21 protein-coding genes and 2 tRNA genes are annotated in these 26,402 nt (G+C 42.5%); all 23 read left to right on the top strand.

The window, feature by feature from the left end:
* The first annotated feature begins 42 nt into the window (after nt 1–42).
* Nucleotides 43–119 (top strand) — tRNA-Met (locus tag ACHZC4_RS10220).
* 630 nt (nt 120–749) lie between these two features.
* Complete coding sequence (locus tag ACHZC4_RS10215) at nt 750–1,478, top strand: hypothetical protein (protein ID WP_394753741.1); 729 nt, start codon at nt 750–752, stop codon at nt 1,476–1,478.
* A gap of 95 nt (nt 1,479–1,573) precedes the next feature.
* Nucleotides 1,574–1,843, top strand: a complete 270-nt coding sequence (locus ACHZC4_RS10210) for an excalibur calcium-binding domain-containing protein (protein ID WP_394753740.1) — start codon at nt 1,574–1,576, stop codon at nt 1,841–1,843.
* Between the two features lie 41 nt (nt 1,844–1,884).
* Nucleotides 1,885–2,238 carry a hypothetical protein gene (locus ACHZC4_RS10205; RefSeq protein ID WP_394753739.1) on the top strand — a complete coding sequence of 118 codons (354 nt, stop codon included), beginning with the start codon at nt 1,885–1,887 and terminating at the stop codon, nt 2,236–2,238.
* A 564-nt stretch (nt 2,239–2,802) separates the two neighbouring features.
* Nucleotides 2,803–3,804: a UDP-N-acetylglucosamine 4,6-dehydratase (inverting) gene (gene pseB / locus ACHZC4_RS10200; RefSeq protein WP_394753738.1), complete on the top strand. Its 1,002-nt coding sequence runs from the start codon at nt 2,803–2,805 to the stop codon at nt 3,802–3,804.
* 62 nt (nt 3,805–3,866) lie between these two features.
* Nucleotides 3,867–5,021, top strand: coding sequence for a UDP-4-amino-4,6-dideoxy-N-acetyl-beta-L-altrosamine transaminase (gene pseC / locus ACHZC4_RS10195; protein ID WP_394753737.1), 1,155 nt, complete (start codon nt 3,867–3,869; stop codon nt 5,019–5,021).
* Nucleotides 5,018–5,713 (top strand): pseudaminic acid cytidylyltransferase, encoded by a 696-nt coding sequence (pseF, locus tag ACHZC4_RS10190; RefSeq protein WP_394753736.1) that lies wholly within the window; start codon nt 5,018–5,020, stop codon nt 5,711–5,713. Before pseC ends, pseF begins: the two co-directional genes overlap by 4 nt.
* Complete coding sequence (locus tag ACHZC4_RS10185) at nt 5,710–6,348, top strand: pseudaminic acid biosynthesis-associated methylase (protein ID WP_394753735.1); 639 nt, start codon at nt 5,710–5,712, stop codon at nt 6,346–6,348. Before pseF ends, ACHZC4_RS10185 begins: the two co-directional genes overlap by 4 nt.
* A gap of 52 nt (nt 6,349–6,400) precedes the next feature.
* Nucleotides 6,401–7,501: a UDP-2,4-diacetamido-2,4,6-trideoxy-beta-L-altropyranose hydrolase gene (gene pseG, locus ACHZC4_RS10180; protein ID WP_394753734.1), complete on the top strand. Its 1,101-nt coding sequence runs from the start codon at nt 6,401–6,403 to the stop codon at nt 7,499–7,501.
* The gene (gene pseH, locus ACHZC4_RS10175) at nt 7,498–8,019 is read left to right on the top strand and encodes a UDP-4-amino-4,6-dideoxy-N-acetyl-beta-L-altrosamine N-acetyltransferase (RefSeq protein WP_394753733.1); all 522 of its coding nucleotides are present in this window, start codon (nt 7,498–7,500) and stop codon (nt 8,017–8,019) included. The genes pseG and pseH overlap by 4 nt, the downstream gene beginning before the upstream one ends.
* 11 nt (nt 8,020–8,030) lie before the next feature.
* Nucleotides 8,031–9,086: a pseudaminic acid synthase gene (gene pseI / locus ACHZC4_RS10170; protein ID WP_394753732.1), complete on the top strand. Its 1,056-nt coding sequence runs from the start codon at nt 8,031–8,033 to the stop codon at nt 9,084–9,086.
* Nucleotides 9,087–9,282: 196 nt separating this feature from the next.
* Nucleotides 9,283–11,268: an acyltransferase family protein gene (locus tag ACHZC4_RS10165; protein WP_394753731.1), complete on the top strand. Its 1,986-nt coding sequence runs from the start codon at nt 9,283–9,285 to the stop codon at nt 11,266–11,268.
* 70 nt (nt 11,269–11,338) lie between these two features.
* Nucleotides 11,339–13,258: an acyltransferase family protein gene (locus ACHZC4_RS10160; RefSeq protein ID WP_394753730.1), complete on the top strand. Its 1,920-nt coding sequence runs from the start codon at nt 11,339–11,341 to the stop codon at nt 13,256–13,258.
* A gap of 83 nt (nt 13,259–13,341) precedes the next feature.
* Nucleotides 13,342–13,785 carry a hypothetical protein gene (locus ACHZC4_RS10155; RefSeq protein ID WP_394753728.1) on the top strand — a complete coding sequence of 148 codons (444 nt, stop codon included), beginning with the start codon at nt 13,342–13,344 and terminating at the stop codon, nt 13,783–13,785.
* 171 nt (nt 13,786–13,956) lie between these two features.
* Complete coding sequence (gene htpG / locus ACHZC4_RS10150) at nt 13,957–15,933, top strand: molecular chaperone HtpG (RefSeq protein WP_394753727.1); 1,977 nt, start codon at nt 13,957–13,959, stop codon at nt 15,931–15,933.
* 322 nt (nt 15,934–16,255) lie between these two features.
* On the top strand, nt 16,256–16,804 hold the full coding sequence (locus ACHZC4_RS10145) for a superoxide dismutase family protein (protein ID WP_394753726.1): 549 nt from the start codon (nt 16,256–16,258) through the stop codon (nt 16,802–16,804).
* Nucleotides 16,805–17,011: 207 nt separating this feature from the next.
* Nucleotides 17,012–18,007, top strand: a complete 996-nt coding sequence (locus tag ACHZC4_RS10140; RefSeq protein ID WP_394753725.1) for a zinc-dependent alcohol dehydrogenase family protein — start codon at nt 17,012–17,014, stop codon at nt 18,005–18,007.
* 242 nt (nt 18,008–18,249) lie between these two features.
* Complete coding sequence (gene mrcB, locus ACHZC4_RS10135) at nt 18,250–20,598, top strand: penicillin-binding protein 1B (RefSeq protein ID WP_394753724.1); 2,349 nt, start codon at nt 18,250–18,252, stop codon at nt 20,596–20,598.
* 214 nt (nt 20,599–20,812) lie between these two features.
* Entirely contained in the window at nt 20,813–21,415 is a 603-nt protein-coding gene (gene lolA / locus ACHZC4_RS10130; protein ID WP_394753804.1) for an outer membrane lipoprotein chaperone LolA, read from the top strand.
* A gap of 53 nt (nt 21,416–21,468) precedes the next feature.
* The gene (locus ACHZC4_RS10125; protein ID WP_394753803.1) at nt 21,469–22,740 is read left to right on the top strand and encodes a replication-associated recombination protein A; all 1,272 of its coding nucleotides are present in this window, start codon (nt 21,469–21,471) and stop codon (nt 22,738–22,740) included.
* A 98-nt stretch (nt 22,741–22,838) separates the two neighbouring features.
* Nucleotides 22,839–22,925, top strand: a tRNA-Leu gene (locus tag ACHZC4_RS10120).
* A gap of 268 nt (nt 22,926–23,193) precedes the next feature.
* Nucleotides 23,194–24,651: a site-specific integrase gene (locus ACHZC4_RS10115; RefSeq protein WP_394753723.1), complete on the top strand. Its 1,458-nt coding sequence runs from the start codon at nt 23,194–23,196 to the stop codon at nt 24,649–24,651.
* Nucleotides 24,652–24,874: 223 nt separating this feature from the next.
* Nucleotides 24,875–26,402: BT4734/BF3469 family protein (locus tag ACHZC4_RS10110; RefSeq protein ID WP_394753722.1), on the top strand; the 1,528-nt coding region annotated here is incomplete at its 3' end.

Raw genomic sequence — 26,402 nt, 5'->3', positions numbered from 1 at the left:
TGGCTATTTATAATTCCGGTTCTTAATTAAGCCAGTCTTAATGGCGATGTAGCTCAGTTGGTTAGAGCACGGGATTCATAACCCCGGGGTCGGTGGTTCAAATCCACCCATCGCCACCAATAAAAATTAAAGCCCGCATGAAAATGCAGGGCTTTTTTTATGTCTAAAATTAGCAATGGCGCAATTTTGGCGCACTTCTTAAAAAACACCCGCAATAATCACCGCACTGATTGCAATAATACCTAATTATTATATAGAGACGACTCCTCAGGCATAAAAAAGCTGGTATTTAACCGGCTTTTTTATGCTCTCTGCCCCGCCCATTTGATCCCATCAGTTCCGAACCAGAATAAAGCCATAAAGTAGACTATCCATTTCTTTTGGTTTGCATTGTCGCATTACTTTACAGAAACTAGCTTGCTATCCCCTGTAAAACTTCTCTTATTATCCAGTACAGGCACGGTATAGCAACAGATAGCTTTTTCCGCCGGGTTGTTTTATCGATTTGTCTTTCTAATAAAAATGGCCTGAACTTAGTCGTTCGTCATAATTTTTTACGATATCGTAAAATATTTTGATTGCAATAGGCTGTAGAGAGAATAACATATTGATTTAATATGTTTATTATATTTGGCGTAGCTTTTGCTTTAATGAATTTAAGCCTTTAATAAGGCAATAAATAGCGCAAGTCACGTTGTAGATAAGCGCCATCTCATAGGCTTTAAGTTCATATTAGGTACAGGCATAAAATGAAAGAATTTATCGGTGGAACCCTTATCGTTATAGCGCTGTTGTTTTTTGCCTTGAGTATTATTGGAATATTCGTGCCTCGAAAACTTACATTTTTTGTATCAAAGACCGAAAACCCACCATCAAGATTTAAAATATTTGTAACCTATATTTTTCTATCTGTTGTATTTTTTGCGGTCGCTGGATCGATTCTCCCTCAACCAGATAAAATAGATCAAACACCAGCAAGTGTTCAACAATCAGTAGCGGCTGAAACAAAACAACCAGAATCTAAAAAAATAGAAGTCACTCAAGCTAGTCTCCCCCCACAAACATCCAGCCAGGCAGAAATACAACAGACAGAAAAATATATGTTACCCAAGTTAACGAAAGAAGAGGCAAGCAGATGCGACCTTGCCCCATGTCCAGCAGGAACTCATGTTGTTTCATATTTCAAAAAAAATGATCCTTACGTCGCTTGTCCAACAAAGGAACTTGCTGAATATACTAATTTTGCTATTGGTCTTATGGTTATGACACTTAATGTCTCAGGCGGTGATAGGATGCCAAATATTTCACCAATCACTGGGGATCCTGAATATGAGGGAAGCACAAAAATAATGATGGATAATTTACGCGATTCTGCTGGGGTAAAAACATTTGATCAAGCAATGACCGTTTGCCGAGATGGAAAAAACGGACGACACCTTGTCGTTATGAATAACCGAGAAAATGAAAGCATGATATGAGTCGCTGACATGAAAAATCAATCAAACTTCTGGATGCCTAAATCCTCACTCAATTTAAAGTAATAACTCAAACGCTTCACTACGGGTATGATTGTATGACAAAAACGCTCGCCATCTTTCTTGGAATCATGGCTTTTTGCTTTGATGCACATGCAATAAGCTGTTCTTCTTTTGCCTCACATGCACAAGCGCAACATTATTTTAATGCTCACCGATGGGTTCACAAATTAGACCGCGACCATGATGGAAGTGCCTGCGATTGTCTTTTGGAAGGTTCGAGGATGTGCGGCAAAAAAGGACATAAACGCCATGGTCATCATAGACACCGCAGACATCATAGGCATCACCGTAGACACTACGGGTAATTGCCAAATAACTGTCAACTAATAAAAAAAGTGAGAAAAGTATGAGCAACGAACAACCAAAAATATCAGAAATGATTGCCGGATTGATAGGACTTGCCATAATCTGTATGTCAATCGCCGTTTATTTTAGCGTAAGCAATGATTCGTCCACAGAAGTCGAAAGCCTTAAGGCGCAGATTGTGGCAAAAGACAAGCAGCTTGTTGCTGGTAGAAACATGTTTATATCGTCAGCGGCTGAGTACATTGAGAAGAATGGGAGCGACCTTAACGAGAATAGCAGGGCATACGCATTAGCTATGATGATGACCGGATATGACCAGTCGCTTACATGCCAAGGCGGTGGAGTTTGCGAAGGAATGGCAGCAATTCAGCCCCAAACAGAACAAAATAAATAAACTTTATATTTTTACAGTCTGAGACTACGGCATCAATAGCTAATACATCGCGTCTAGCTGTGCCTTGGCTTCCTGATAACTTTCGGCGGGTGTCATGCTTTCAATCTCAATGTATCTCTGCAACTGTGCTGCTGTAATTGGTTAGCTTCTGACATAACCATCAGGTGTAGCGCTCATATTGCGATTCGCACCACTACCTACTGGGGTGTTTTACTACGGCAGACTTACCTATCCACGATATACCGTGACAAAAAATTTCGTTCTGAATAGACGTTTTTCATAATAAGAATTGCTGGCAATGTGGCGACTGCCTTCAATGCTGCCGTTAATCTGTGTTATTATGCCGAAAATTGATATTTGCATCTTGTAATAGGATTTATTAGTTTAGCAGATAGCTTTTTGGCATTTGCCCACTAAAAAATCAGCTAGTTTTAATTGTCTTTGTTTTCTTAATGAAGATGATTGGATCTTAGCTTAACAAGCCTAGTTGTTGAGTCATCGAAAACTCGCCAAATATTTTTAAATTGGCATGGGCCACCCCAAACTTAATCAATATTTAAAGCAATGTTAACAAACAAATCTATTCTCATAACCGGCGGTACAGGTTCATTCGGTAAGGCTTTCGTAAAAACAGTACTAGATCGCTACCCTGACATTAAACGGTTGGTGGTTTTTTCCAGGGATGAACTCAAACAATATGAGATGGCTCAGGCTTTTTCTGATAAAAAATATACCGGCCTCAGGTATTTTATCGGCGATATTAGGGACGAACCCCGGTTAAAACGCGCCCTTGAAGGCATTGATGTTGTCGTGCATGCTGCGGCGCTCAAGCAGGTGCCTGCCGCTGAGTACAATCCTTTTGAGTGCATTAAAACCAATGTATTAGGTGCTCAAAACCTGATAGAAGCCTGTTTGGACAGCAATGTGCAGCGTGTTGTCGCGCTGTCTACCGATAAGGCAGCCGCGCCTATCAACTTATATGGTGCGACCAAGCTTTGTTCCGACAAATTGTTTGTCGCCGCCAATAATATCAAAGGACATCGGGACATCCGCTTTAGCGTAGTGCGTTATGGCAATGTGATGGGCAGCCGTGGCTCGGTAATCCCTTTTTTCCTTGAAAAACGTGCCAGCGGTGTTCTACCCATTACCGATGCAACCATGACGCGCTTCAATATCAGCTTGCAAGAAGGTGTTGATATGGTGCTGTGGTCGCTTGAAAATGCGTGGGGTGGGGAAATATTAGTCCCTAAAATCCCTTCTTATAGAATTATGGATGTCGCAGCGGCTATCGGCCCTGATTGTGAATACCCTATTGTTGGGATTCGGCCAGGCGAAAAAATCCATGAAGAAATGATAACCGCCAGCGACAGCATTAATACCGTCGATATGGGTAATTACTATGCCATTTTGCCGGTTAATGCCAAATACACCATGCAGGATTATTGTGAAAAAATGGGCGCAGCACCGGTAAGTCAAGGGTTTTGCTATGAAAGTGGTAGCAACGTCGATTTTTTAACCGTAGATGAGTTACGACAGTTGATTAATGAGCATGTAAGCGAGCTTTAAACCTTGGTGATGTTGTCCGCGTATTTGAAAATCTTATTTTGTCCAATGGGACAGGGAGTAATATGATTCCTTATGGCCGTCAGGATATAAGTCCAGCCGATATTCAGGCTGTGGTGGATGTCCTTAATTCTGACTTTCTGACTCAAGGCCCGGCCGTACCCGCCTTTGAAAAAGCAGTGATTGATTATTGCGGTGCCCAGTTTGGTGTGGCGGTTAACAGTGCGACCAGTGCTTTGCATATCGCCTGTCTTGCCTTGGGTTTGGGGCAGGGTGATTGGTTGTGGACGACGCCCAACACCTTTGTAGCCTCAGCAAATTGCGGGCTTTATTGCGGTGCGCAAGTTGATTTTGTCGATATTGATCCCAAAACTTATAACCTGTGTGCCGACCAGCTTGAACAAAAGCTGATTTTGGCCGAAAAACACGGCAAACTCCCCAAAATTGTGGTGCCTGTGCATTTTGCCGGGCAGTCTTGCGATATGCGCCGCATTCATCAGCTTGGTCAGCAATATGGCTTTAAGATTATTGAGGATGCGTCCCATGCTATAGGTGGAAAATACCTGGAACAGCCAATTGGGGGTTGTCAGTATGCTGATATTACGGTATTCAGTTTTCATCCAGTCAAAATTATCACCACCGCTGAAGGCGGCTTGGCGACGACCAACCAGGCAGAACTTGCCGAAAAAATGCAGTTATTACGTAGCCACGGTATTACCCGCGATCCACAGCAGATGACCAAACCATCCGAAGGCGGCTGGTATTACCAACAGATTGACCTGGGGTTTAATTATCGCATGACCGAATTGCAGGCGGCATTGGGTAGCAGCCAAATGCAACGTCTGGATGAGTTCGTTGCCCAGCGTCATCAATTAGCGCAGCACTATGACACGTTGCTGGCTGGATTGCCTGTTGTCAGGCCTTATCAACATCCGGATAATTACTCTGGATTACATCTTTACCCTATCTTGCTGGTGCTGGATAAAATCTCCAAAACCCATGCCGAAGTATTTCAGGCGTTGCGTGAAGGTGGTTTGGGCGTTAATGTGCATTATATTCCTGTGCATACCCAGCCGTATTATCAACAACTAGGCTTTAAGGCGGGAGATTTCCCCGAGGCTGAAAACTACTACAGCCGTGCCATTAGTATTCCTATGTTTTATGGTTTAGCGGACAGGCAACATGAAGTTGTTTCAGTGTTAACACAGGTCTTGTTGTGAAAATATGTGTTATTCCCGCCCGCGGTGGCAGCAAGCGAATTCCTGGCAAGAACATCAAGGATTTTTGCGGTAAACCCATTATCGCCTGGTCCATTGAAGTGGCGAAAGCGTCTGGGTTGTTTGATTATGTTTTGGTTTCAACCGACGATGCTGAAATTGCTAGAGTGGCAAGAAGCTTGGGAGCCGAAGTGCCTTTTATGCGTCCCGCTGAAATAGCCGATGACTATTCCGGCACCACTGAAGTGATTGCACATGCCAGCCAGTGGGCGCTAGATCAAGGTTGGCCTGTTTCGGCAGTCTGCTGTATATACGCGACAGCGCCATTTATACAAATAGATGATCTTAAGCGAGGCCTGCAATGCCTGCAATCTGGCGACTGGGCATACGCGTTCACAGCCACTGATTTCGCTTCGCCCATTTTTAGAGCATTCCAGCAACGGCCTGATGGAAGCATTGAAATGTTTTTCCCTGAACAGTTTTCCGTGCGTTCGCAAGATTTGCCAGTGGCTTTACACGATGCCGGACAATTTTACTGGGGACGGCCTTCGGCCTGGATTAAAGGCCAGCGGATATTTGACCAGCACTCTGTACCGGTCATTCTACCTCGCTGGCGTGTGCAAGACATTGATACCGAGGACGATTGGCTCAGAGCTGAAGTCATTCATAAACTATTGGAGCAAACCCACCTATGAGCACACTGAAAGAAAATTATGCCACGCCCCAGGAAGCATTTTGGGCGGGACAGTTCGGCACCGAATACATTGGCCGCAACGCCAGCCAACAACTATTGGCCGCCAATTTAAACTTCTTTACCAAGGCACTTAAGCAGGCTGGCAAGCTTTCTTCATGCCTGGAGTTAGGTGCTAATATCGGCATGAACTTAAAGGCGATCCAGCTCCTGTATCCTGATATTGAACTGAACGCAGTAGAGATCAACCCCGATGCGGCGGCAAAATTGCGTGAGCTGGTTGACCAGGGCAATGTCTATGAAGGCTCGATATTTGATTATCCGGGCACTGCTAAAGTTGATCTGGCCTTGATTAAGGGTGTGCTGATACATATCAACCCAGACAAGCTTGATATTGTGTATGAAAAGCTCCATCAGGCTTCAAACCGCTACCTACTGGTGGCCGAATACTACAATCCGTCGCCGGTTGCTATCCCTTATCGAGGCCATACGGATCGCTTGTTCAAGCGCGATTTTGCTGGAGAATTGCTGGATAAATACTCCGATCTGGTTTTAATAGACTATGGCTTTTCTTACCATCGTGACGCTGCCTTTCCACAAGATGATATCACCTGGTTTTTACTGGAAAAGAAGGCTTGAAAAGCTATAGCTTGAAGTTGACCTGAAATTTTCTGTAATAAGGTATTATTAATTGAGAATTGTTTTCCGAGCTGACGCATCGCTGCAAATGGGTACAGGCCATGTCATGCGCTGTATGACATTGGCAGAAGCCTTACGTGATAAAGGTGGTGAAGTGAGCTTTATCACGCGTGCGCATTCTGGAAATTTGATCGAATTCATTAAGCAAAAAGAGTTTGCTGTAAACAGTCTGCCACTGTTGATTGGCATGGAAAAACAAACGGAGACGCAACCAGAAAATCCATTGGCACACGCCGACTGGCTAGGGGCATCACAACAGCAAGATGCCTTGCAATGCCTGCCGCTATTGCAAGAGATTCAACCCGATTGGCTGGTGATTGATCATTACGCGATTGATTGCAACTGGCAAAGTATATTAAAGCCTTATTACAAAAAGTTGATGGTGATTGATGATTTGGCCGATCGCCAGCATGAGTGCGACGTGTTACTGGATCAGAATTTAAGCCGAAAAATATCCGATTATCGTGAGTTAGTGCCTGCAAATGCAAAGTTATTATTAGGGACGGATTTTGCGTTATTACGCCCGGAGTTTACTCGGTGGCGTGATTTTAGCTTGAAACGACGCGCTAAGCCTGTGCTTAAACATCTGCTGATTACAATGGGCGGTATTGATCCGGATAATGTAACGGGGCGGGTATTGACAGTACTAAAAGATTGCGCCTTACCCAGCGATCTTAAGATTACCGTTGTTATGGGCGGCGCTGCACCGTGGCTGGAACAGGTCAAACAGCAGGCTGCCCAAATGCCTAATGCAACCGAAATTAAAGTTAATGTGACTAATATGGCTGAAATAATGGCCAACAGTGATCTTGCTATTGGCGCCGCAGGTTCAACCTCTTGGGAACGTTGTTGCCTGGGATTGCCTACCTTGATGGTCGTTTTGGCAGATAATCAGCAGATTATAGCCAACGCTCTTGAGCGTACAAATGCGGCTTACCTGATAGGTGATCAGGCAGCCATCGTAAACAAATTACCCCTGTTAATGAACCAAGCAATGTCTTCGGCACAGCTTGCTGCAATGAGCCATGCCGCTAGCGTTATTGTTGATGGTGCTGGCGTTGAACGCGTAAGTGCCCATCTGGAAATTAATTGAATACTTCCCATCCTGGTCAAGGCCATGTACGCGCAATGACAGACGATGATCTGGCATTAGTGCGCCAATGGCGGAACCATGAAGATGTGCGCCGTTATATGTATACACAACATGAAATTACCTTGGCAGAGCATCAACACTGGTTTCAACGCGCCGCTCAAGATAACCGCCGCCACTTATTGATTTTTGAGCTGGAATCTATCCCGCTGGGTTTTATTAATCTTCATGAGATAAGTGCTGGTAACGTTGCGGACTGGGGTTTTTATATTGCGCCTGATGCCGCTAAGGGAACCGGGAGGCAACTTGGACGCACAACCTTGGACTATGCGTTTGGGACATTAAAGCTGCACAAAGTTTGCGGCCAGACATTAGCCTTTAACGAACGCTCGCTACGCTTTCATCACGCTTTGGGTTTTCAACAGGAAGGTGTATTGAGAGATCAGCATTTTGACGGCAACAACTACCACGCCATAGTGTGCTTTGGGCTTCTGGCTCATGAATGGCAAGCCAAAAATTGAGGGAAAGAAATATGTCGAAAAATCCAAGTATTTGCATTGCAGGCCGCCGTATTGCTGTTGATGAGCCACCCTATATCATCGCCGAGCTGTCTGCCAACCATAACGGTAAGCTGGAAACGGCACTGAAGATTATCACGGAGGCAAAAAAAGCCGGTGCCGATGCCGTTAAATTGCAAACTTATCGGCCAGATACCATTACCCTGGATTGTGATTCTGAAGACTTTCAGATTCATGGCGGCTTGTGGGACGGTAAGACGTTGTACAAGCTTTATGAAGAGGCGCATATGCCTTGGGAATGGCATACTGAGTTATTTGAGCACGCCCGTCGTCTTGGAATTACTATTTTCAGTTCTCCTTTTGATACGACGGCTATCGATTTGCTGGAAAGCCTTAATACTCCCGCATACAAGATTGCATCCTTTGAAGCCGTTGATTTGCCGCTTATCAAATATGCCGCCAGTACCGGTAAGCCTATGATTATTTCTACGGGTATGGCAGATGCGGAAGAAATACAGGAAGCCATTGATGCCGCGCACGAAGGCGGTTGTAAAGAATTGGCCATTTTACATTGTGTCAGCGGTTATCCTGCACCAGCGGCAGACTACAATTTAAGAATCATTCCCGATATGGTTCAGCGGTTCGGTTTAGTCACCGGGCTATCTGACCATACGCTAGATAATACCACTGCGGTTACCAGTGTTGCTCTGGGCGTTTCCATTATTGAAAAGCATTTTACTCTTGATCGCCGTGGTGGCGGGCCTGATGACAGTTTCTCACTGGAACCTGTGGAGTTGGATGCCTTGTGTAGAGATAGCAAAACGGCATGGGAGGCTTTGGGCAAGGTTGATTACGGCAGAAAATCGAGTGAGCAAGGCAATGCGAAATTCAGGCGTTCTTTGTATTTTGTAAAGAATTTAAAAGCCGGCGATAGGGTTACCCCAGATGCAGTAAGAAGCGTTCGGCCAGGCTATGGCGCAGCCCCTAAATATTTAGACCAGGTAATAGGCAAGCAAGTCATTGGCAATGTTGAATGCAATACTCCGGTGATATTAGCTAATTTGAAATAATTGGGTTATGTATTCACCTCCCCCTTTGAAAAAGGGGGATTGAGGGGGATTTATTTAAAAAATCTCTCCTACCCCTCTCTTCAAAGTGGGGGGCTGAATGATGACTAATTGGGTTATGTGTTGGTCGGCGTTTTAAATCTGAATATGGATTAAATTATTTTAATTCAATAGGTTTTAATTGGAATTATTTTAATTTATGCGTATTGGCAGTGTTAAGTGGCGAAAAGATATTGAAGGACTTAGGGCTTTCGCTGTCATACCGGTTTTGCTATTTCATTTTGATCCCCATTTTTTACATGGCGGCTTTTTAGGCGTAGATATTTTCTTCGTGATTTCCGGGTTTTTAATAACAAAAATTTTACTGGAAAATAAATCACAGGGTTTACCAGATATTGCCGCTTTTTTATATCGACGTTTTCGGCGTATATTCCCCGGCCTTTTAGTTGTTTTTGCTATTTTCTCGCTAGTATTTTCTTTTTTTCTTGTGCCCGGCCTTCATAAAGCATTTTTCTTGACGGCTTTAAGCTCTTTTTTTGGCGTAAGCAATGTGTATTTGGCTAAAACACAGGTTGATTATTTTGCTCAAGATACCAATTTAAATCCATTTTTACACTCTTGGTCAATTGGGGTAGAGTTGCAGTTTTACGTGTTGTACGGGCTTATGTTTTTTGTGCTTAGAAAGCTTTTACCCCATCAAGCCGCTGTAAAATCTGTCTTATTTGTATTCGCTATTTTCTGGATTCTGGTTTCTTGTCACTATAATCAACACACTTCGGGTTACGCTTATTTTGATTTGTTCGCCAGAATGTGGGAGTTTATGTTCGGTGTTTTGGCATTTTTACTGCTTCCGTATGCTAAACAAATATCACTCTTTATAAGAAGCGCGATATTTTTTTTGGCGTTAATCGGTTTGCTTTGTGTTTTGTTTTTTGCCGAAAAAAATAGCGCTAATTATTTTCCTTTTTTGTGGGTTTGCATCGCAGCGGCATTGCTTTTACTGTTGGGTGATTCTTGCGGCGTACCTGGCTCTTATATTTTGGAAAATAGGCTTGTACGCACCATCGGTAGAATATCATTTTCACTGTATATCATTCACTTTCCGGTGTTGAAATTAGTCGAATATTATTTCGATACCAAGGCTAATGATGTCGGTGCGTTATCTTTATATTTGGCCATTACTTTTTTTTTAGCCAGTATTAATTTTATTTTTATTGAACGGCCTTTTATTGTCTCTCGATCTTTATCAGCTAATTCATCCCTGACTACAAAGCATGTACTATTTCCGTTATTTTTAGTTTCAGTAGCGATGGTGCTAGTGGCGCAATATAAAATAAATCCATCGTTCAGCATGACAAGGCATTTAACGGCCAGTTTGGCTCACCCTAAAATAAAACCTGTATTGGAAGGAGATAAAGGGGAGGTTGTTGTGCTTGGTGATTCCCATGCACAACAATTGTTTCCTGCATTTGAGGAGATTAATCGTGAACACAATGTTAAATTTATAAACAAAACCGGTTCGGCTTGTTTTTTTTCCGAAGATATTTTTTATATGCGCCAAGGGAAAATTGAATACCGTTGCAAGAAGTTTTTAAAGAAAACTTTAGCGTGGCTTAAGGAAACGTCTCATAGTAATCGTTTAGTTTTGATAGCCACTAGGTCACTGTACTATTTATCACCTGTGTTGATTTCTGAGTCAGATTATCCTGTGGACGGTGTGGTAAAAAATGGCAAGCTTATTCCGGCAGGGAATGATAGGGCACTGGATGCTTTCTTTATTTCTCTCGAGGCTACCCTCAAGAGCTTAAGCTTTACTCATGTAAAGATCATCTATATGGCGCCACTTCCTGAGCTGCAAGTATCCACCTATCGCTGTGCATTTAATCCCCAGAAAAACGAGTGTCAAACAAGCCGTGCACTCAACTTGCAGTATCGTCAAAAATTCATGGCTAAGCTGAATCGCCTGGAAAGACAGTTTGTGGGATTTAAAGTATGGGATCCCTTCGATAAAATTTGCGGCCATGAATTTTGTGCGAATATTTATGAAGGAAAAGTGCTTTATCGTGATGACGATCATCTTTCTTTGGAAATGGCTAAATCCTTGGCGCCTGATTTATGGAATGTTATGTCAACATTTAAGGCGCAGAAGATTGATGGCGCTGTGGTGCGACATGTCGGTTTATGAATACTGAAGGCAGTATTCCTGATCTGCTAGCAAAGCTAAAGCCAATTCATACTTCTCAGGTTATTTTTTAATGTTCAAGTACCGTCAAGATATCGAGGTAATGCGGGCTATTGCCGTCATTATTGTGGTGGTTTTTCATGTTGATGAAAACTGGCTGTCTGGCGGATTTGTTGGCGTTGATATTTTCTTTGTGATATCAGGTTATTTGATTACGCAAAACTTAATCGCTCAAAAGTCTAGCGGTAACTTCAGTTACAAGAAATTTTATGCCCGCAGAGCCAGAAGGCTGTTTCCTGCTGCATTCTTCACTATTCTTATAACTTTCCTGCTGGGAGTGCTATGGTTTTCACCTGAACACCTTATGGCTCTTTCTGAGGCAGTAATCTATTCATTATTATCTGCATCAAATATTTTGTTCTGGAAGGGTTCTGGTTATTTCGATTCTTCATCGGAATTTAATCCCTTGTTACACATGTGGTCTTTGTCCGTGGAGGAACAATTTTATCTGGTTTGGCCTTTAATCATTTCGGGTGTCTTACTGATAAAAAATAAAGTAAGGGAATTAGTCTTTTTTATTGGAGTTGCTGGCTTTTCTTTAGCTCTCACTGAATATGTCCTAGCCAAGGATGCATCCGCAGCATTTTTCCTGATGCCTTATCGAGTAGTTGAGTTTTCAATGGGCGCTCTTTGTATTTGGGCAAGAAGACTATACCTTGAGCAGTTTTTTGCTAAGGCGCATTTCCTGGCTGCAACTATTTATTTAACTGGATTTTTTATCATCATGTTTAGTGCTGTTAGCTTCAGTCATGAAACAAAGTTTCCTGGGCTGAATGCAGTTCTGCCTTGCATGGGAGCCGCACTCATGATTTGCACAGGTGATAAAGTAAGATTCTCCTATATCGTCAACAATAGATTTATGATGGGTATAGGGTTGATATCCTATTCGCTGTATTTGGTTCACTGGCCAGTTATTATTTTTTATAAATACCATAATTTGGGCGGACTTTCATTTTTTGAAAAAATTCTGCTTATGGTGATTTCTGTCGTATGTGCGGTTTTACTGTATCAATTGATTGAAAAGCCCTTTCGAATGTCATCAGAGTCAGGAAAAAATAATAGACCTTCAATCATTGCTTTAGTGTGTGCAGTTTTGATCACTTCATTATCAGTTCCAGCGGCTTATGCTTTTGTCGATAAAGGCTGGGAGTGGCGAGTTCCTGTCGTGCTAAGACATGTGTTAGATAATTCTCGTAAAGCCAAGAAAGCATCAATAAAAGCAACCCAATTAACGTGTTCTCTTGATAAGGGTATAAAACCTATTGATTGGTGGGCATCTTGTCTTTCTCAGAAATTTAATACAAAAGAAGGTTACCTTGTTATCGGCGATAGTCATGGGCGTGATACTTGGCAGGCTCTGCGCTTAGCGTACCCTAATGAAAATATACAAATGCTTTATCAGTCCTATTGCTTGCCTTTTGAGTACTCACGTTATGAGCGATCCAATTGTTTTATGGGTATGGATCAATTTATTAAAAAGCATTTGACAAGAATTAAGGTTAAAGGAGTGCTTCTTTCCAGCCACTTTGCCACCGATATAGATGTGGAGGTTGAAAAGACAATTAAAGCTATTGAAGAGCTAAATGTTCCAGTGACATTATTTGGCCCAACCATTAAATTCAAAGAACATATCCCTAAAATTGCACTGAATCATGGTCGAATGGCTGGCTTGGAAAACAAAGTTAATAGCTTGCAGGTCTTCGATATTTATACGAAAGAAAAAATACTATCGAATATGGCAAAGTCTTTAGGTGTGCCATTTATAAGCAAGCTGGATATTTTGTGCCCACATAAGCAGTGCGTAGTGATTATTCCTGGCAAAAATTCATTGCTTAGCTTTGATGATGCGCATTGGACGCCACCCGCCCAGCAGTTTGTCGCGGGTAAATTAAAAGCAAAATATTCAACCATTAATATGCTTTTTAAAAATTAGCTTTTAGTTACCCTTGTACGATGAGAAGTCTAGAAACCTGAAGATGAAAAAAATTTAATGCCCGTTATCCTGTATGATGAAGCTTGAAAGGCACAAGCCTTTCGATGATTTATTTCCAGACTTTATCTGGTAATCATAACCGAGGATTTTATAGCTTTATGAATTTCATTAAAAAAACAGCGTTGACTTTATCTATTGCTTTGTCTTTAGCGGCTAGCACAACTATCGCTTTTGCTGAAGCAGCAGCTGCGCCAGCCGTAGCTGCTGCACCTAAACCAGTAGCTACAGGTGCTGAACTCATAGCACATCTTGAACAAGCGATTGTTCTAATGGGCAACAGTGATTTTTCTAACGCTAATTTATCTATCAGAGCTGCGCGTTCAGGTATAGAAACAATGGGTGATTCAAACACCTTAAACCAAGCAGACGCTATTATTCAACGCGGCCAAGTGGCTAATAAAACTGGCGAAATTGAAAAAGGGACTGCCGCTTTAAAAGAAGGCATTCAATTAATTAAATCGTTATAAGTTAGCGGTTGTATGTGATGACATAAGGTCTCCCCCTTATGTCATCCATTCTGTCAAAAAAATGTGCAGCAAAGCTAAAAAAATTAGCCTCATCAATAAAATCAGTCTTGAAAAAAATCAATTCGCCCCCAAATTTCCTCTACTGTTTTTGATTAATGAGGATTGATAAAGATGACTGTTGAAGTAAAAAAAGAAACCCTGGGCTTTCAAACCGAAGTAAAACACCTGCTGCACTTAATGATTCATTCTTTGTACAGCAACAAAGAAATTTTCCTGCGCGAACTGATTTCCAACGGCTCCGATGCCGTAGACAAACTACGCTTTGAAGCCTTATCCAACGATACCTTATACGATGGCGATAGCGATTTAAAAATTCGTGTTGCCTTTGATAAAGACCAACGCACCATTACCATTGCCGATAACGGCATAGGCATGACCCGCGCTGAAGTGCAAGAACATATCGGTACTATCGCCAAATCTGGCACCAAACAGTTTTTTGAAGCCTTAACCGGCGAACAAGCCAAAGACAGCGAGTTAATCGGCCAGTTTGGTGTCGGCTTTTATTCAGCATTTATCGTTGCTGATAAAGTGACCTTAACTACCCGCAAAGCCGGCAGCGATAAAAGCGAAGGCGTACGCTGGGAATCAGCAGGTGAGGGCGATTACACCATTGAAACTGTCGACAAAGCCCAGCGCGGCACTGAAATTGTCCTGCACCTTAAAGACGGTGAAGATGAATTTTTAGACGGCTATCGTATTCGTTCTATTGTCAGAAAATTCTCTGATCATATCGGCCTGCCCATTGTTATGGATAAGGAAGTCATGCCGTCTTATGATGACGAACCCGAAGAGGAAGAAGACGGCACTGATACCGAAAAAGCCGAAAAGGCAGAAGCCAAACCCCAACCAAAAATTGAAGAAGAAACCATCAACAGTGCTTCTGCACTTTGGACAAAAGCCCGTCAGGATATTTCCGAAGAGGATTATGCCTCGTTTTACAAACATGTTTCTCACGATTACCAGGAGCCATTGGCTCATATTCACAGCAAAGTGGAAGGCACCAACGAATACACCTTATTGCTGTATGTACCCACGCGCGCGCCTTTTGATCTGTGGGACAGAGATGCCAAACACGGCGTAAAACTGTACATACGCAAAGTGTTTATTACCGACGATGCCGAGCAGTTAATGCCGCGGTATTTGCGTTTTATCAAGGGAATTATTGATACCAACTCTTTGCCGCTGAATGTGTCGCGCGAAATTTTGCAGCAAAGCAAACAAATCAGCACCATTAAATCCGGTGCGGTTAAAAAAGTCTTGGGTATGCTGGAAGCTTTGGCAAAAAATGATTCTGAAAAATATGCTACTTTCTGGTCGCAATTTGGTGCGGTTATCAAAGAAGGCCCGATTGAAGATCATGGCAATAAAGACCGAGTTGCTAAACTGTTGCGTTTTGCATCAACCCACAGCAATACCGATAAGCAGGACGTAGCTTTAGAAGATTACGTTGGTCGTATGAAAGAAGGCCAGGAAAAAATTTATTACGTCACCGGCGAAACCTTTGCCGCTGCCAAAAACAGTCCGCATTTGGAAATTTTCCGTAAAAAAAGCATTGAAGTATTGTTGCTGTCGGATCGTATTGATGAATGGCTGGTGTCGCATCTGGATGAGTTCGACGGCAAACATTTAGAATCTGTTGCCAAAGGCAATCTGGATTTAGGTTCGTTGGGTGATGAAGAAGATAAAACCAATCTGGAAGAAGTGAATAAAGATTTTGAATCTGTGCTTAAGCAAATTAAAGACGTGTTGGGCGATAAGGTCAGTGAAGTCAAGTTAAGCCATCGTTTGACGGAATCTCCCGCGTGTTTGGTGGCCGATGTTTACGGCATGAGCCTTAACATGGAGCGCATCATGAAAGAAGCCGGACAAATGATGGGCGGTATGGGCATGGGCAAAAAACCTATTTTCGAAATTAACCCAGATCATCCTTTGGTTGCCCGTATGAAAAACGAGCAAGATGACAATCGTTTTGCTGATTTGACGCATATTTTGTTTGATCAGGCTATTTTAAGCGAAGGTGGCCAGTTGGATGATCCGGCAGCTTTTGTACATAAGCTTAATGGCTTGTTGCAAGGCTTGTTGCATTAAAATTACTGTATCAAGCTGTACAGAAAGGCCGACTTTGTCGGCCTTTTTTATAACTATCACAAAACCCTTGCAACAGCCGTATAGGTTGGGTTACATGCTTTCCGTAACCCAACATTTGTCGTACCCACTGTGGGGTTAGAATCGCATCAACCCAACCTACCGAGCCGAAACTCTTAAAAAAAGTGTGAAATATTTACTTGTAGAGCCTGCAAAAATATGTAATAAACAGATTGGTTTTAGTGCAGCAAGTGTGGATGTTCTAATGCTTTGGTTATGATTTATGCGCTTAAGCCATCAACATAATTACTTGGAGGTCAATATCATGAAAAAATATATATTTGGGATGGTAATAGGTCTTTTGTGTGTTCCCTCGCATGCGTATGAACAACACAATGAAGCAAAGGCTAGACTTTATAATCAAGCGGGTAAGGTTATAGGAAAAGTAGTGTTTTCTCAGCACAAAAATGGTGTGGAGGTTAAGGTAAATGTCACCGATCTTCCCCCGGGCTTTCATGGCTTTCATGTGCACACAACCGGACAATGTACTATTGTAACCACCACGCCCCCTACGCTTCCTTTTGCTTCAGCTGGAGCACACTTTAAGCTTGATCCTGCTAGCAACCATAAAGATCATAACGGTGATTTACCTGTTTTACTAGTAAACAAAAATGGCACAGCAAAGGCGGAATTTAGAACAGATCGGTTTATGGTTAAGGATCTTTTTGATGCCGACGGCAGCGCAGTTATCGTACATGCTGACCCCGACAATTATGCAAATATTCCAGTTAGGTACGCACCAGCACCAGATGCGGATACCTTGAAAACAGGAGATTCAGGTGGCAGAAGTGCCTGTGGTGTAGTGAAGTATTAATTGTCTACCCTTCTAAATACTTTTTTCTATGACGGGTCTAAAAAACCCGTCTAATATAACCGTCATCATTCAGTCCCCTCTTTGAACTTCATGTTGGCTAACCTCAAATTTACCACAACTTGGCTATGCTAGATTGCGAAAAACGCGCAGTCCAATATTTTGCTCCCACTTAAATTGGTAGCCGTAACTTACTGAGTAACATTAACGATGAAAGCTATACTCATGACCGCCATCGGAAACCCCGATGTTTTAGCCGTACACGATATTGCTGAGCCGACAATTACTGCCGCAACCCAGATTAAAGTAAAACTGAAAGCTGCCGGTGTTAATCCCGTTGATACCAAAGTCAGGCACAATGGCGTATTTTACTCGCAGTCCTTACCTGCGGTGTTGGGTTGTGATGGTGCAGGGGAGGTGATTGAAATCGGCACTGCTGCTGGCCGTTTTAAGCTGGGTGATAAGGTGTGGTTTTGTAACGGCGGCTTAGGCCGGGAGCAAGGCAATTATGCCGAAGTCACCGTATTGGATCAACGCTGGGCCAGCTTAATGCCAGACACTTTGTCTTTTGCCGAAGCCGCTGCTTTGCCGTTGGTGTTAATTACCGCCTGGGGAGCCTTGTTTGATCGCGGTGGATTGCAGGCCGGACAAACGGTACTCATTCATGCCGGTGCCGGTGGTGTGGGCCATGTCGCTATACAATTGGCCAAGTTGAAGGGCGCGCGAGTTATTACAACGGTTAGCTCTGAAGAAAAAGTCGCGTTTGTTAAATCTTTAGGGGCAGATGATGTGGCGTTGTATAAGCCCAATGGTTTTGCTGATGCGGTCAATCAACTCACACATGGCAAAGGGGCGGATGTGGTGTTTGATACCGTAGGGGCGGCTGTCTTTAAAGAGAGTATTGCTATAACCGCGCATTTTGGGCGTTTAATAACCATACTTGATCCCGGCTCGCTGGATTTGACTGAAGCCAGAATGCGTAACTTACTGATAGGTTTTGAGCTGATGTTAACGCCCATGTTACGTGATTTACATGAAGCCAGAGACAAGCATGTTGAAATATTGAATGCGTGTAGAAGTTATATAGAGCAAGGATTATTAAAGGTGTATGTTAGTCAGCGCTTTCCACTGGAGCAAGCAGCTTTGGCACATGCGTCTATAGAAGCAGGGCATACCCAAGGCAAGATTGTTTTAGAAATAGCTTGAGCATGATTTTTGCCTACCAGAACCAACATTAGATTTTGTGGGTTGGTGGTGACGTTAGGAACCCCAACAGATGATGAGCCATAGCGTTGGGGTTGCTAACGTCATCCCAACCTACATGACTATGTACCATCGGCAATATTGTTCATCCGCAGTTCATATCCTAGAGATACACTAGCGATTAATTTCAGTCACTGGGTTTATGTATAATACATCGCATCAACGCAAATAATGATGTAAAGGGTATGGCAGAAAAAAACACAAAAAAAAGCAGCGTCCGCTATAAAGCGAAAAAGAGAGTCAGTAGATCGGTTAAACCAAGTTCGCACTGGCTTAGAAATCTCTCCCTTGTTGTTTTATTAGGCGGTGGAGCGGGTTTAGTGGCCTATATGGGCTATTTGGATCACAACGTGAGTACGCAGTTTGAAGGCAAACGCTGGGCGATTCCGGCGCGGGTTTATGCCAATCCTATAGAGCTGTATGCAGGACAGCGGCTAAGTGCAGGCGAGTTTGAAAACTTATTAAAACGCCTGCATTATCGACAGGATGATCTGCTGAGTGCCGAGGGAACCTATGTTAGAGATGGTCTACATGTCAGTGTAAAAACCCGCGATTTCAATTTTTGGGATCAAGCGCAAAACAGCGTACGCATGAGCCTGAATTTTACCGAAACCAGTATTGAAAAGATTACCGATTTAAAAAAGTCTACCGAGATGGCATTGGTAAGGTTGGAACCGGTGCAAATCGGCAGTTTTTACCCCACCATTAAAGAAGATCGCGTATTAATCAAGCTGGCTGAAGCGCCCGATGCTCTGGTTAAGGCTCTACTGGCTTCAGAAGATCGTGAGTTTTACACCCATCATGGTATTTCAGTGCGCGGTATTATCCGGGCCATTTGGGCGGATGTGCGTGCAGGTGGCTTAGTGCAAGGCGGCAGTACCATTACCCAGCAATTGGTCAAGAATTTTTACCTGACCCCAGAACGACGCTTGTGGCGTAAGATCAGGGAAATCTTGATGGCGCTGATTTTGGAATTCCGTTATAGCAAAGATGAAATTCTGGAGGCTTATTTAAACGAAATCTATTTGGGGCAAGATGGCTCAAATGGCGTGCATGGTTTTGGTCTTGCCAGTGAATTTTATTTTGGAACCCCATTAAAAGATTTACCCTTAGAAAAATTGGTCACTTTGGTTGCTTTGGTGCGCGGGCCTTCGCAATATGATCCTAGACACTTCCCTGAGCGGGCTTTGCAGCGGCGTAATCTGGTATTGGATGCCATGGTGCTGCAAAAATATCTAACCCCTCAACAAGCACAAGCGGCTAAAGCACAGCCTTTAAGTGTTATTACGCGCACCCGTCGCGCTTCAAATCGTTATCCGGTTTTTCTTGATTTTATTAAACGGCAATTAAAACAAGATTATAAAGAACAAGATATTACCTCCGAAGGCTTGCGGATTTTTACCACCCTGGACACACAAATTCAGGATACCCTGGAAGTCACAGTAACTAAAAAACTGGCACAACTGGAAAAACTTCCACATGCCAATAACCTGGAAGCAGCGGTTGTGGTAACGCGGCGTGACAGTGCCGAGATAGTTGCCATAATAGGAGGGCGCGATGATTCTGGCCAAGGCTTTAACCGCGCATTGGATGCGGTCAGGCCTATAGGCTCATTGGTAAAACCGGCGATTTATTTAGCAGCACTGGAAAAACCGGACAAATACACTATTACCACACGCGTCAGCGATGCTGAAATTCATGTTAAAAATGAATCCGGCAAAGATTGGATTCCGCAAAATTACGATCATCGTGAACATGGCCGTGTACCCTTGCATACGGCTTTAGCAAAGTCTTACAATTTGGCGACGGTGCGGGTTGGTATGGATGTCGGCATTGCCAAAATAGCCAAAACCATGAAAAACATGGGCGTTAGCCGCGAGCTGGATTTATATCCTTCCTTATTGTTAGGCGCATCCTCGCTAACACCCATTGAAGTCACCCAAATGTACCAAACCTTGGCGGGTGACGGTTTCTTCACGCCGATTAAAGGTATACGTGCAGTAGTATCGGCAGAAAACAAACCCTTACAAAGTTATCCGTTTGTGGTTAAGCAGGTGGTTGATCCGGCGGCCACCTACATCGTTAATACCATGATGCAAGGTGTTATGCACGAAGGCACCGGGCATTCGGCTTACGAAGCATTTCCTAAAGATTACGGTCTAATCGGTAAAACCGGCACGACCAATGATGCCAAAGACAGCTGGTTTGCAGGCTATACCGGCGATTATTTGTCTGTGGTTTGGGTAGGACGTGATGATGATAAGCCCATAGGTTTAACAGGTTCTACAGGCGCATTGCCGATTTGGACATCGTTAATGAAACAAATTTCAACTCAGCCGGTATTGTTAACACCTCCGGATAATGTCACTTTAACCTTAATTGACCCCCGCAATGGCTTATTGGCTAACAAGGCGTGTCATGGTGCTAAAGAATACCCTTATATCACCGGCTCAGCGCCTAGCGCTTATTCTGTGTGTGGCGCTGCGGTTATTAAGGAAGATAAAAAGTGGTTTGATGACTTGTTTACAGAATAATTTTTACACTAGTACTTAGTCATTTTTTACGTTGCTGAGTACTATAAAATACTCCGTTCGTCCTGAGTTTGTCGAAGGACTTGTGGTTCATGGTTCGACAAGGCTCACCACGAACGGTTTTTTAAAATTTACAGACGTCAAAATAAAATTGACTAAGTACTAGAGAATGTTAATGAAAAAAACCAATGTAGCTCGTTTATTGTTAGTGACTTTAATGGTATTCATTACCGGTGCTGTGTTTGCACGCGCAAACACAGGCGTTAAACCGGTGGTACAACTGAAAGCCTTTTTGTTGGCTTCAAAATCATTAACGGCTGATTTCAAGCAAGTTGCCATCAATGAAGCCGGTCACCCCACGCAAACCAGCTTTGGGGTGTTTTATTTACAGCGGCCCGGTAAGTTTCGCTGGAATTATCTAAAACCTTTTAAGCAGGAAATTGTTTCTAATGCCGGAAAAGTATGGTTTTACGATACCGATCTGGAACAGGTGACTGTTAAAAAAGTCGATGAATCGCTGGGTTCAACCCCTGCTTTATTACTGAGTGGCAATGTAGCACTGGAAGATAACTACACTATGGAAGATCAAGGTGTTGATGGCGATATGGAATGGGTAAGGTTAACCCCTAAAAGCCAGGACAGCAGCTTTAAGTATGTATTGATTGGCTTTAATAAGCAGACACTGGCGGGCATGGAGTTAAGCGACAACTTTGGCCAATTGACACGGATTTATTTTTCCAATGTGTTACTCAATCCCCCTTTAAAACCGACATTATTTGATTTTGTCGCACCTAAAGGCGTGGATGTTTTTGGCGATTAAAGGTAATTTACGTGCCGCTATTTGATGAGCTAGCCAAGCCGCTGGCAGATAGAATGCGGCCAAGATCATTAAGTGGCTACGTAGGACAGGCGCATATCTTAAAACCCGGTAAACCCTTGTATGAGGCGATTAATTCCGGTCGCTTGCACTCGATGATTTTTTGGGGGCCGCCAGGCACAGGGAAAACCACACTGGCACGGCTGATTGCCCAGCACTCCGATGCTGAGTTTATGGCCATTTCAGCGGTTTTATCGGGTGTTAAAGAAATCAGGGCAGCGGTAGCAGAAGCGCAAAAGCTTCAGCAGGAGCAGCATAAACGCGCCGTTTTGTTTGTTGATGAAGTGCATCGTTTTAATAAATCGCAACAAGATGCGTTTTTACCCCATGTGGAAGATGGCACTGTTTATTTTATTGGTGCAACTACCGAAAATCCCTCGTTTAGCTTGAACAATGCGTTATTGTCGCGGGCCAGAGTGTATGTGCTTAATGCCTTAACAACAGATGATTTATTGAGCGTGTTAAACAAAGCCTTAAGTGATGATGAGTGTGGCTTAGGCACGTTAAACATAGCCATGACTGAAACAGTCAAACAGAAATTTGCCCAAGCTGCCGATGGCGATGCCAGAAGGTTGCTCAATTTACTGGAGATTGCCGTCGAACTTGCGGCAGCTAAAGGCAGCACGGATGTAGATGAAGCTTGTGCCAAAGAAGTCCTTACTGGCGGCATGCGGCGCTTTGATAATCAAGGTGAAGAGTTTTATAACCAGATTTCAGCGCTGCATAAATCGGTGCGTGGCAGTTCACCTGATGCTGCATTGTACTGGCTATGCCGGATGATGGATGCCGGTTGTGACTTGGCTTATTTAGCGCGGCGCATCGTGCGTATGGCTTCAGAAGACATTGGCAATGCCGATCCGAGAGCTTTGCAAATTGCCATCAATGCCTGGGAATCTCAAGAACGCTTAGGTAGCCCTGAAGGCGAGTTGAGCTTGGCGCAAGCAGTACTTTATTTAGCCTGTGCGCCCAAAAGTAATGCAGTTTATACGGCATACAATGCTGCTATGAGTCATGTTAAACAAACTGGTAGCTTGGGTGTGCCATTGCATTTAAGAAATGCACCAACCAAGCTTATGAAATCGCTGGATTATGGTTCGGAATACCGTTACGCGCATAATGAACCCGAAGCTTATGCCGCTGGAGTCAATTATTTTCCTGAAGAATTAACCGGAAGCCATTATTATCAACCGGTAGAGCGGGGGTTAGAAATAAAAATCAGCGAAAAGCTCAGGCATTTACATGATTTGGACACACGCTTTCGAAAATAAATGCACCAAAAACAATGTCAGCATGACTTTTAAAGCAGTTTAATTGATACTTAGGAAAGTTTTACGCTATAATGCGCCGCTTAAACAACAGTTTCTATGCCGGGATGGTGGAATTGGTAGACACGCTAGCTTCAGGTGCTAGTGAGCGCAAGCTCGTGGAGGTTCAAGTCCTCTTCTCGGTACCAAAATTTTTAAATATAGCCTATTAATCAATAGGTTATATTTTCATAAATTCAGAAAGGAACACAGCTACGTTACTTTTAGGCGTACATTGTGTCTTCCAGAACCCCCTCTTACTTAACCAAAAATAATTTTGGTATCTATGTTTTTCAATACCGCTTTTGTAAAAAAGTAAGGCATCATCACCCAAAAATTCAGCTATTATTTAGGCGATCACTTAAAACTAGATGTAAGCGGGAAGCTATAAAACGATCACGCCATTGGATGATAATTATGGATGAACTCACCTATAAGCTTTTGAATGACCCTAGTTGTTATGGTCGGACGATGGGCTTGCTCAAACGCTATCAACAGATGGAAGATTTCAGTTGGAATGTAGTTGAGCAGTTCCTCATGGAACTGGGTGAAGATGAATCTGCGCTGTTAGAGCAAGCTATAAAGCAACACGATCTTGGCAACCTTAACTTACCCGCGCCTAAACAGAATACTAATCTGGCGATTACCCAACAAAACAGCAATGACCCACTAGCAATCGCATTAGCAATGCTTCAAAAATTACTTGAAGCACAATCATCTGGCGGAACTGTCATTAGTTCTCAAACAAGCAAACTTAATCCTAATGAAGATTTAACCCTTGATGAGCTTGCAAAGCGATTTATTGATTCTAAAAAAGCATCTTATAAGCCTGGAACGGTAGTATCAACTAAATCAAAGATTGGTTTGTTTGTAAAAATCCTAACCGAGCACAATCATGAAAACGTTCCAACTCTATCACAGCTTAATCCAGACAGCATTCGTCATTATCGGGACACTCTGTTAAAGATACCTGCGTATCGACAAAGCTTTCCTCATAACGCTACGATAAACGATTGGATTCGCGCAAATAAGCCCCCTATTAGTGCTAAGACAGCTAAAGATAGTGCTGCTTTGATCGGTGAGTTTTTAACATGGATTGAAGCGGATGGTTATCCAATAACAAAAAGCCTTAAGACGATCCTCAATCAAGTTAAAAAACCTCGCAAAGAGCAGACAGACTGTAGGCAGCCATTCTCAGAGGGACAATTAAAAACGTTGTTTGAATCAGAAACCTATCAAAAAGGTTTATTTAAAACGGGGGCTGAGTTTTGGACACCACTTTTAGCCTTGTTTACAGGCGCGAGAATGAGTGAACTTTTACAGCTTCACATCACTGACATCAGGCAACATGAAAATATATGGGTTATAGACATAAACACAGATGATGAAAAACAAGTAAAAACTGAGTCTAGCCATCGGTTAATCCCTATCCATTCGTGGCTTATCAAATTGGAGTTTTTAAATTATGTCAATGAACGAGGCAAAAATAGCAATCGTTTATTTCCAGAAGAAGATAGAAACGCCCATGGAAAGTTTCACGCCTATTCAACGCGATTCAATAGATGGAAAGAGCAATTAGGTGTAATAAAAGCAGAAAATCAACTACTTGATTTTCACTCATTTCGCCATACGGTAAGGACTGCATTAACGGATGCTTCTGTTCAAGAAAGCTTAATTGACGACATTATAGGCCATAAAACCCAAGGTGCATCCATTGGCAAGAGAGTTTATACCCATACCCAGCTTGTTCCCCAAAAAAAAGAAGCGATTGAAAAGCTCAATTATGCCATTGATTTTAATAAAATAAGGCCTTGGAACAAACACAAGCTTATACAGATACTGAGAGACCCCACTTTAAAACGGGCTAAATCTTAAACATTGGCTTTTATTTACACCTTGATTACATTTTATTGGTGTTTGATTTTAGCCATCTGCCAAAATGGATAATACTCGAATAGGTAGAATAAATCCTGTCAAATCATCAGTATTATCCTATGCTTGTTTCAATAAAAGATAAGGATGAGACGTAAAACCCTTTAGGCATCAAACGAAATATTATTAACTCTATCCTCTGCCATCAAACACTCTGTGTACTAAAATGAATCCAACGCCCATTAATCTCAGTTCTTTAAAAAAGGTCTACAGTAAAGAGGTGCAGCAAGTAACACTTGAAAAGGTTATTGACATGATTCGTCTGGAAAAATTATCTGCTAATGTTCAAGAGCTTAGAGGAATTAAGGATGATGAAAAAATTAGAAAGTATAAAAGAAAATTTTTTCCCGCATTTTTCCCAACACTATTACTGGGTACTAAAAAAAATACACTTGACAACAACAGCCAACCAACAGGTATCGTTCAATTTGACATTGACAAAAAAGACAACCTTGATTTGGACTTTGCCCTGCTTCGTCAGGAAATAGAAAAGCTACCTGAAGTGATTTATGCCTTCACGTCACCTTCGGAAGGCTTGAAGTTTGGCTTATTAACTGATTTTAAGCGGGCGGTAGACGAGGAAAATCAAACACTAAAAGACCGCTACAAGCAAGCCTATCAACTGACCTCGAATTATGTAGTCGATTCTGTTGCTATGGACTTTAAACTCGATAACAGCGTAGGGCATCTAAAGTACAGTTGTCTCCAGTCCAGTGATCCCCGCGTTTATTTCAACCCAAACTGCAAGAAATTCGCTGTTGATTCCCGATGTGTGTCTTTACCTGTTAAGCAAAACTCTTATACACCTAATACATTGGATCAAGCTAATATCGTTGAATTATTGGCTTACATACCTAAACATCTAAATTATAATGAACGTTTACCTATAAATGGTGCTGTGTTAGCTGAATTGAATCATTCTGGCATAGCCTTGTTAGAAGGGCATTGGGCAACTGGAGATAGAGTTAAATTAAGCAAGGACTTAAGGGATTTACTAAAAAGAGTCGGACAGGGTAATTTTAACAACAATATCGGTACGCTAATCAATGAAGCTAAAAGGCATGGCTATAAACACGTTACAGGCAAAAAGCGTTCATCACTTAAGCCACAAACTAGTGATCATCAGCTTGAGCCTTTACTTTCAGCAGTAGAAGCGGAAGCAAAACTTAAAGAAATTGTCCAACAGTTTTTCACTGACAAAGTTTCGCGCTTTATCAATTTTTCAGCAGGTGCAGGAAAAACATATACGTTAATCAAATCATTAGAGGTGCTGAATCCAACCGCAAAAATTTTATATTTGGTTAAAACCCACGAATTGGCAGCAGAAATCACTAAAACCTTTGATTCAGTGCGAGCAGATCGATTAAACCAACCGACATTCAAAGAAGCAGCCCTTAGTAAAAGCAAAATGATTCATGTTAAAGAACGAAGTGAACTCTGCGAAAATCCCGTCGTAAAACAAAAATACAATGTAGCTGATAAGAAAACAGCAATCCCCATCCCTGCTGATCAATGTGCCAAAGATTGCCAATACTATGCTAAGTGCGCTTATACAGCACAATTTAACACCATCTTCCAAGGTATTCGTGTAATGATGGGTGCTAATCAACAAAAGGCTCTAAAGTTTCACGGGATTTTAGCTAACCTCTTGACCACCATGGTCTATAGACGATTTTTGATCTCTCAAATTCTAA

This window comes from Crenothrix sp., assembly GCF_043729335.1.
Classification (GTDB): Bacteria; Pseudomonadota; Gammaproteobacteria; order Methylococcales; family Methylomonadaceae; genus Crenothrix.
The sequence above is the reverse complement of the archived record's forward strand: the minus strand, read 5'-3'. Positions and strand labels throughout refer to the sequence as shown.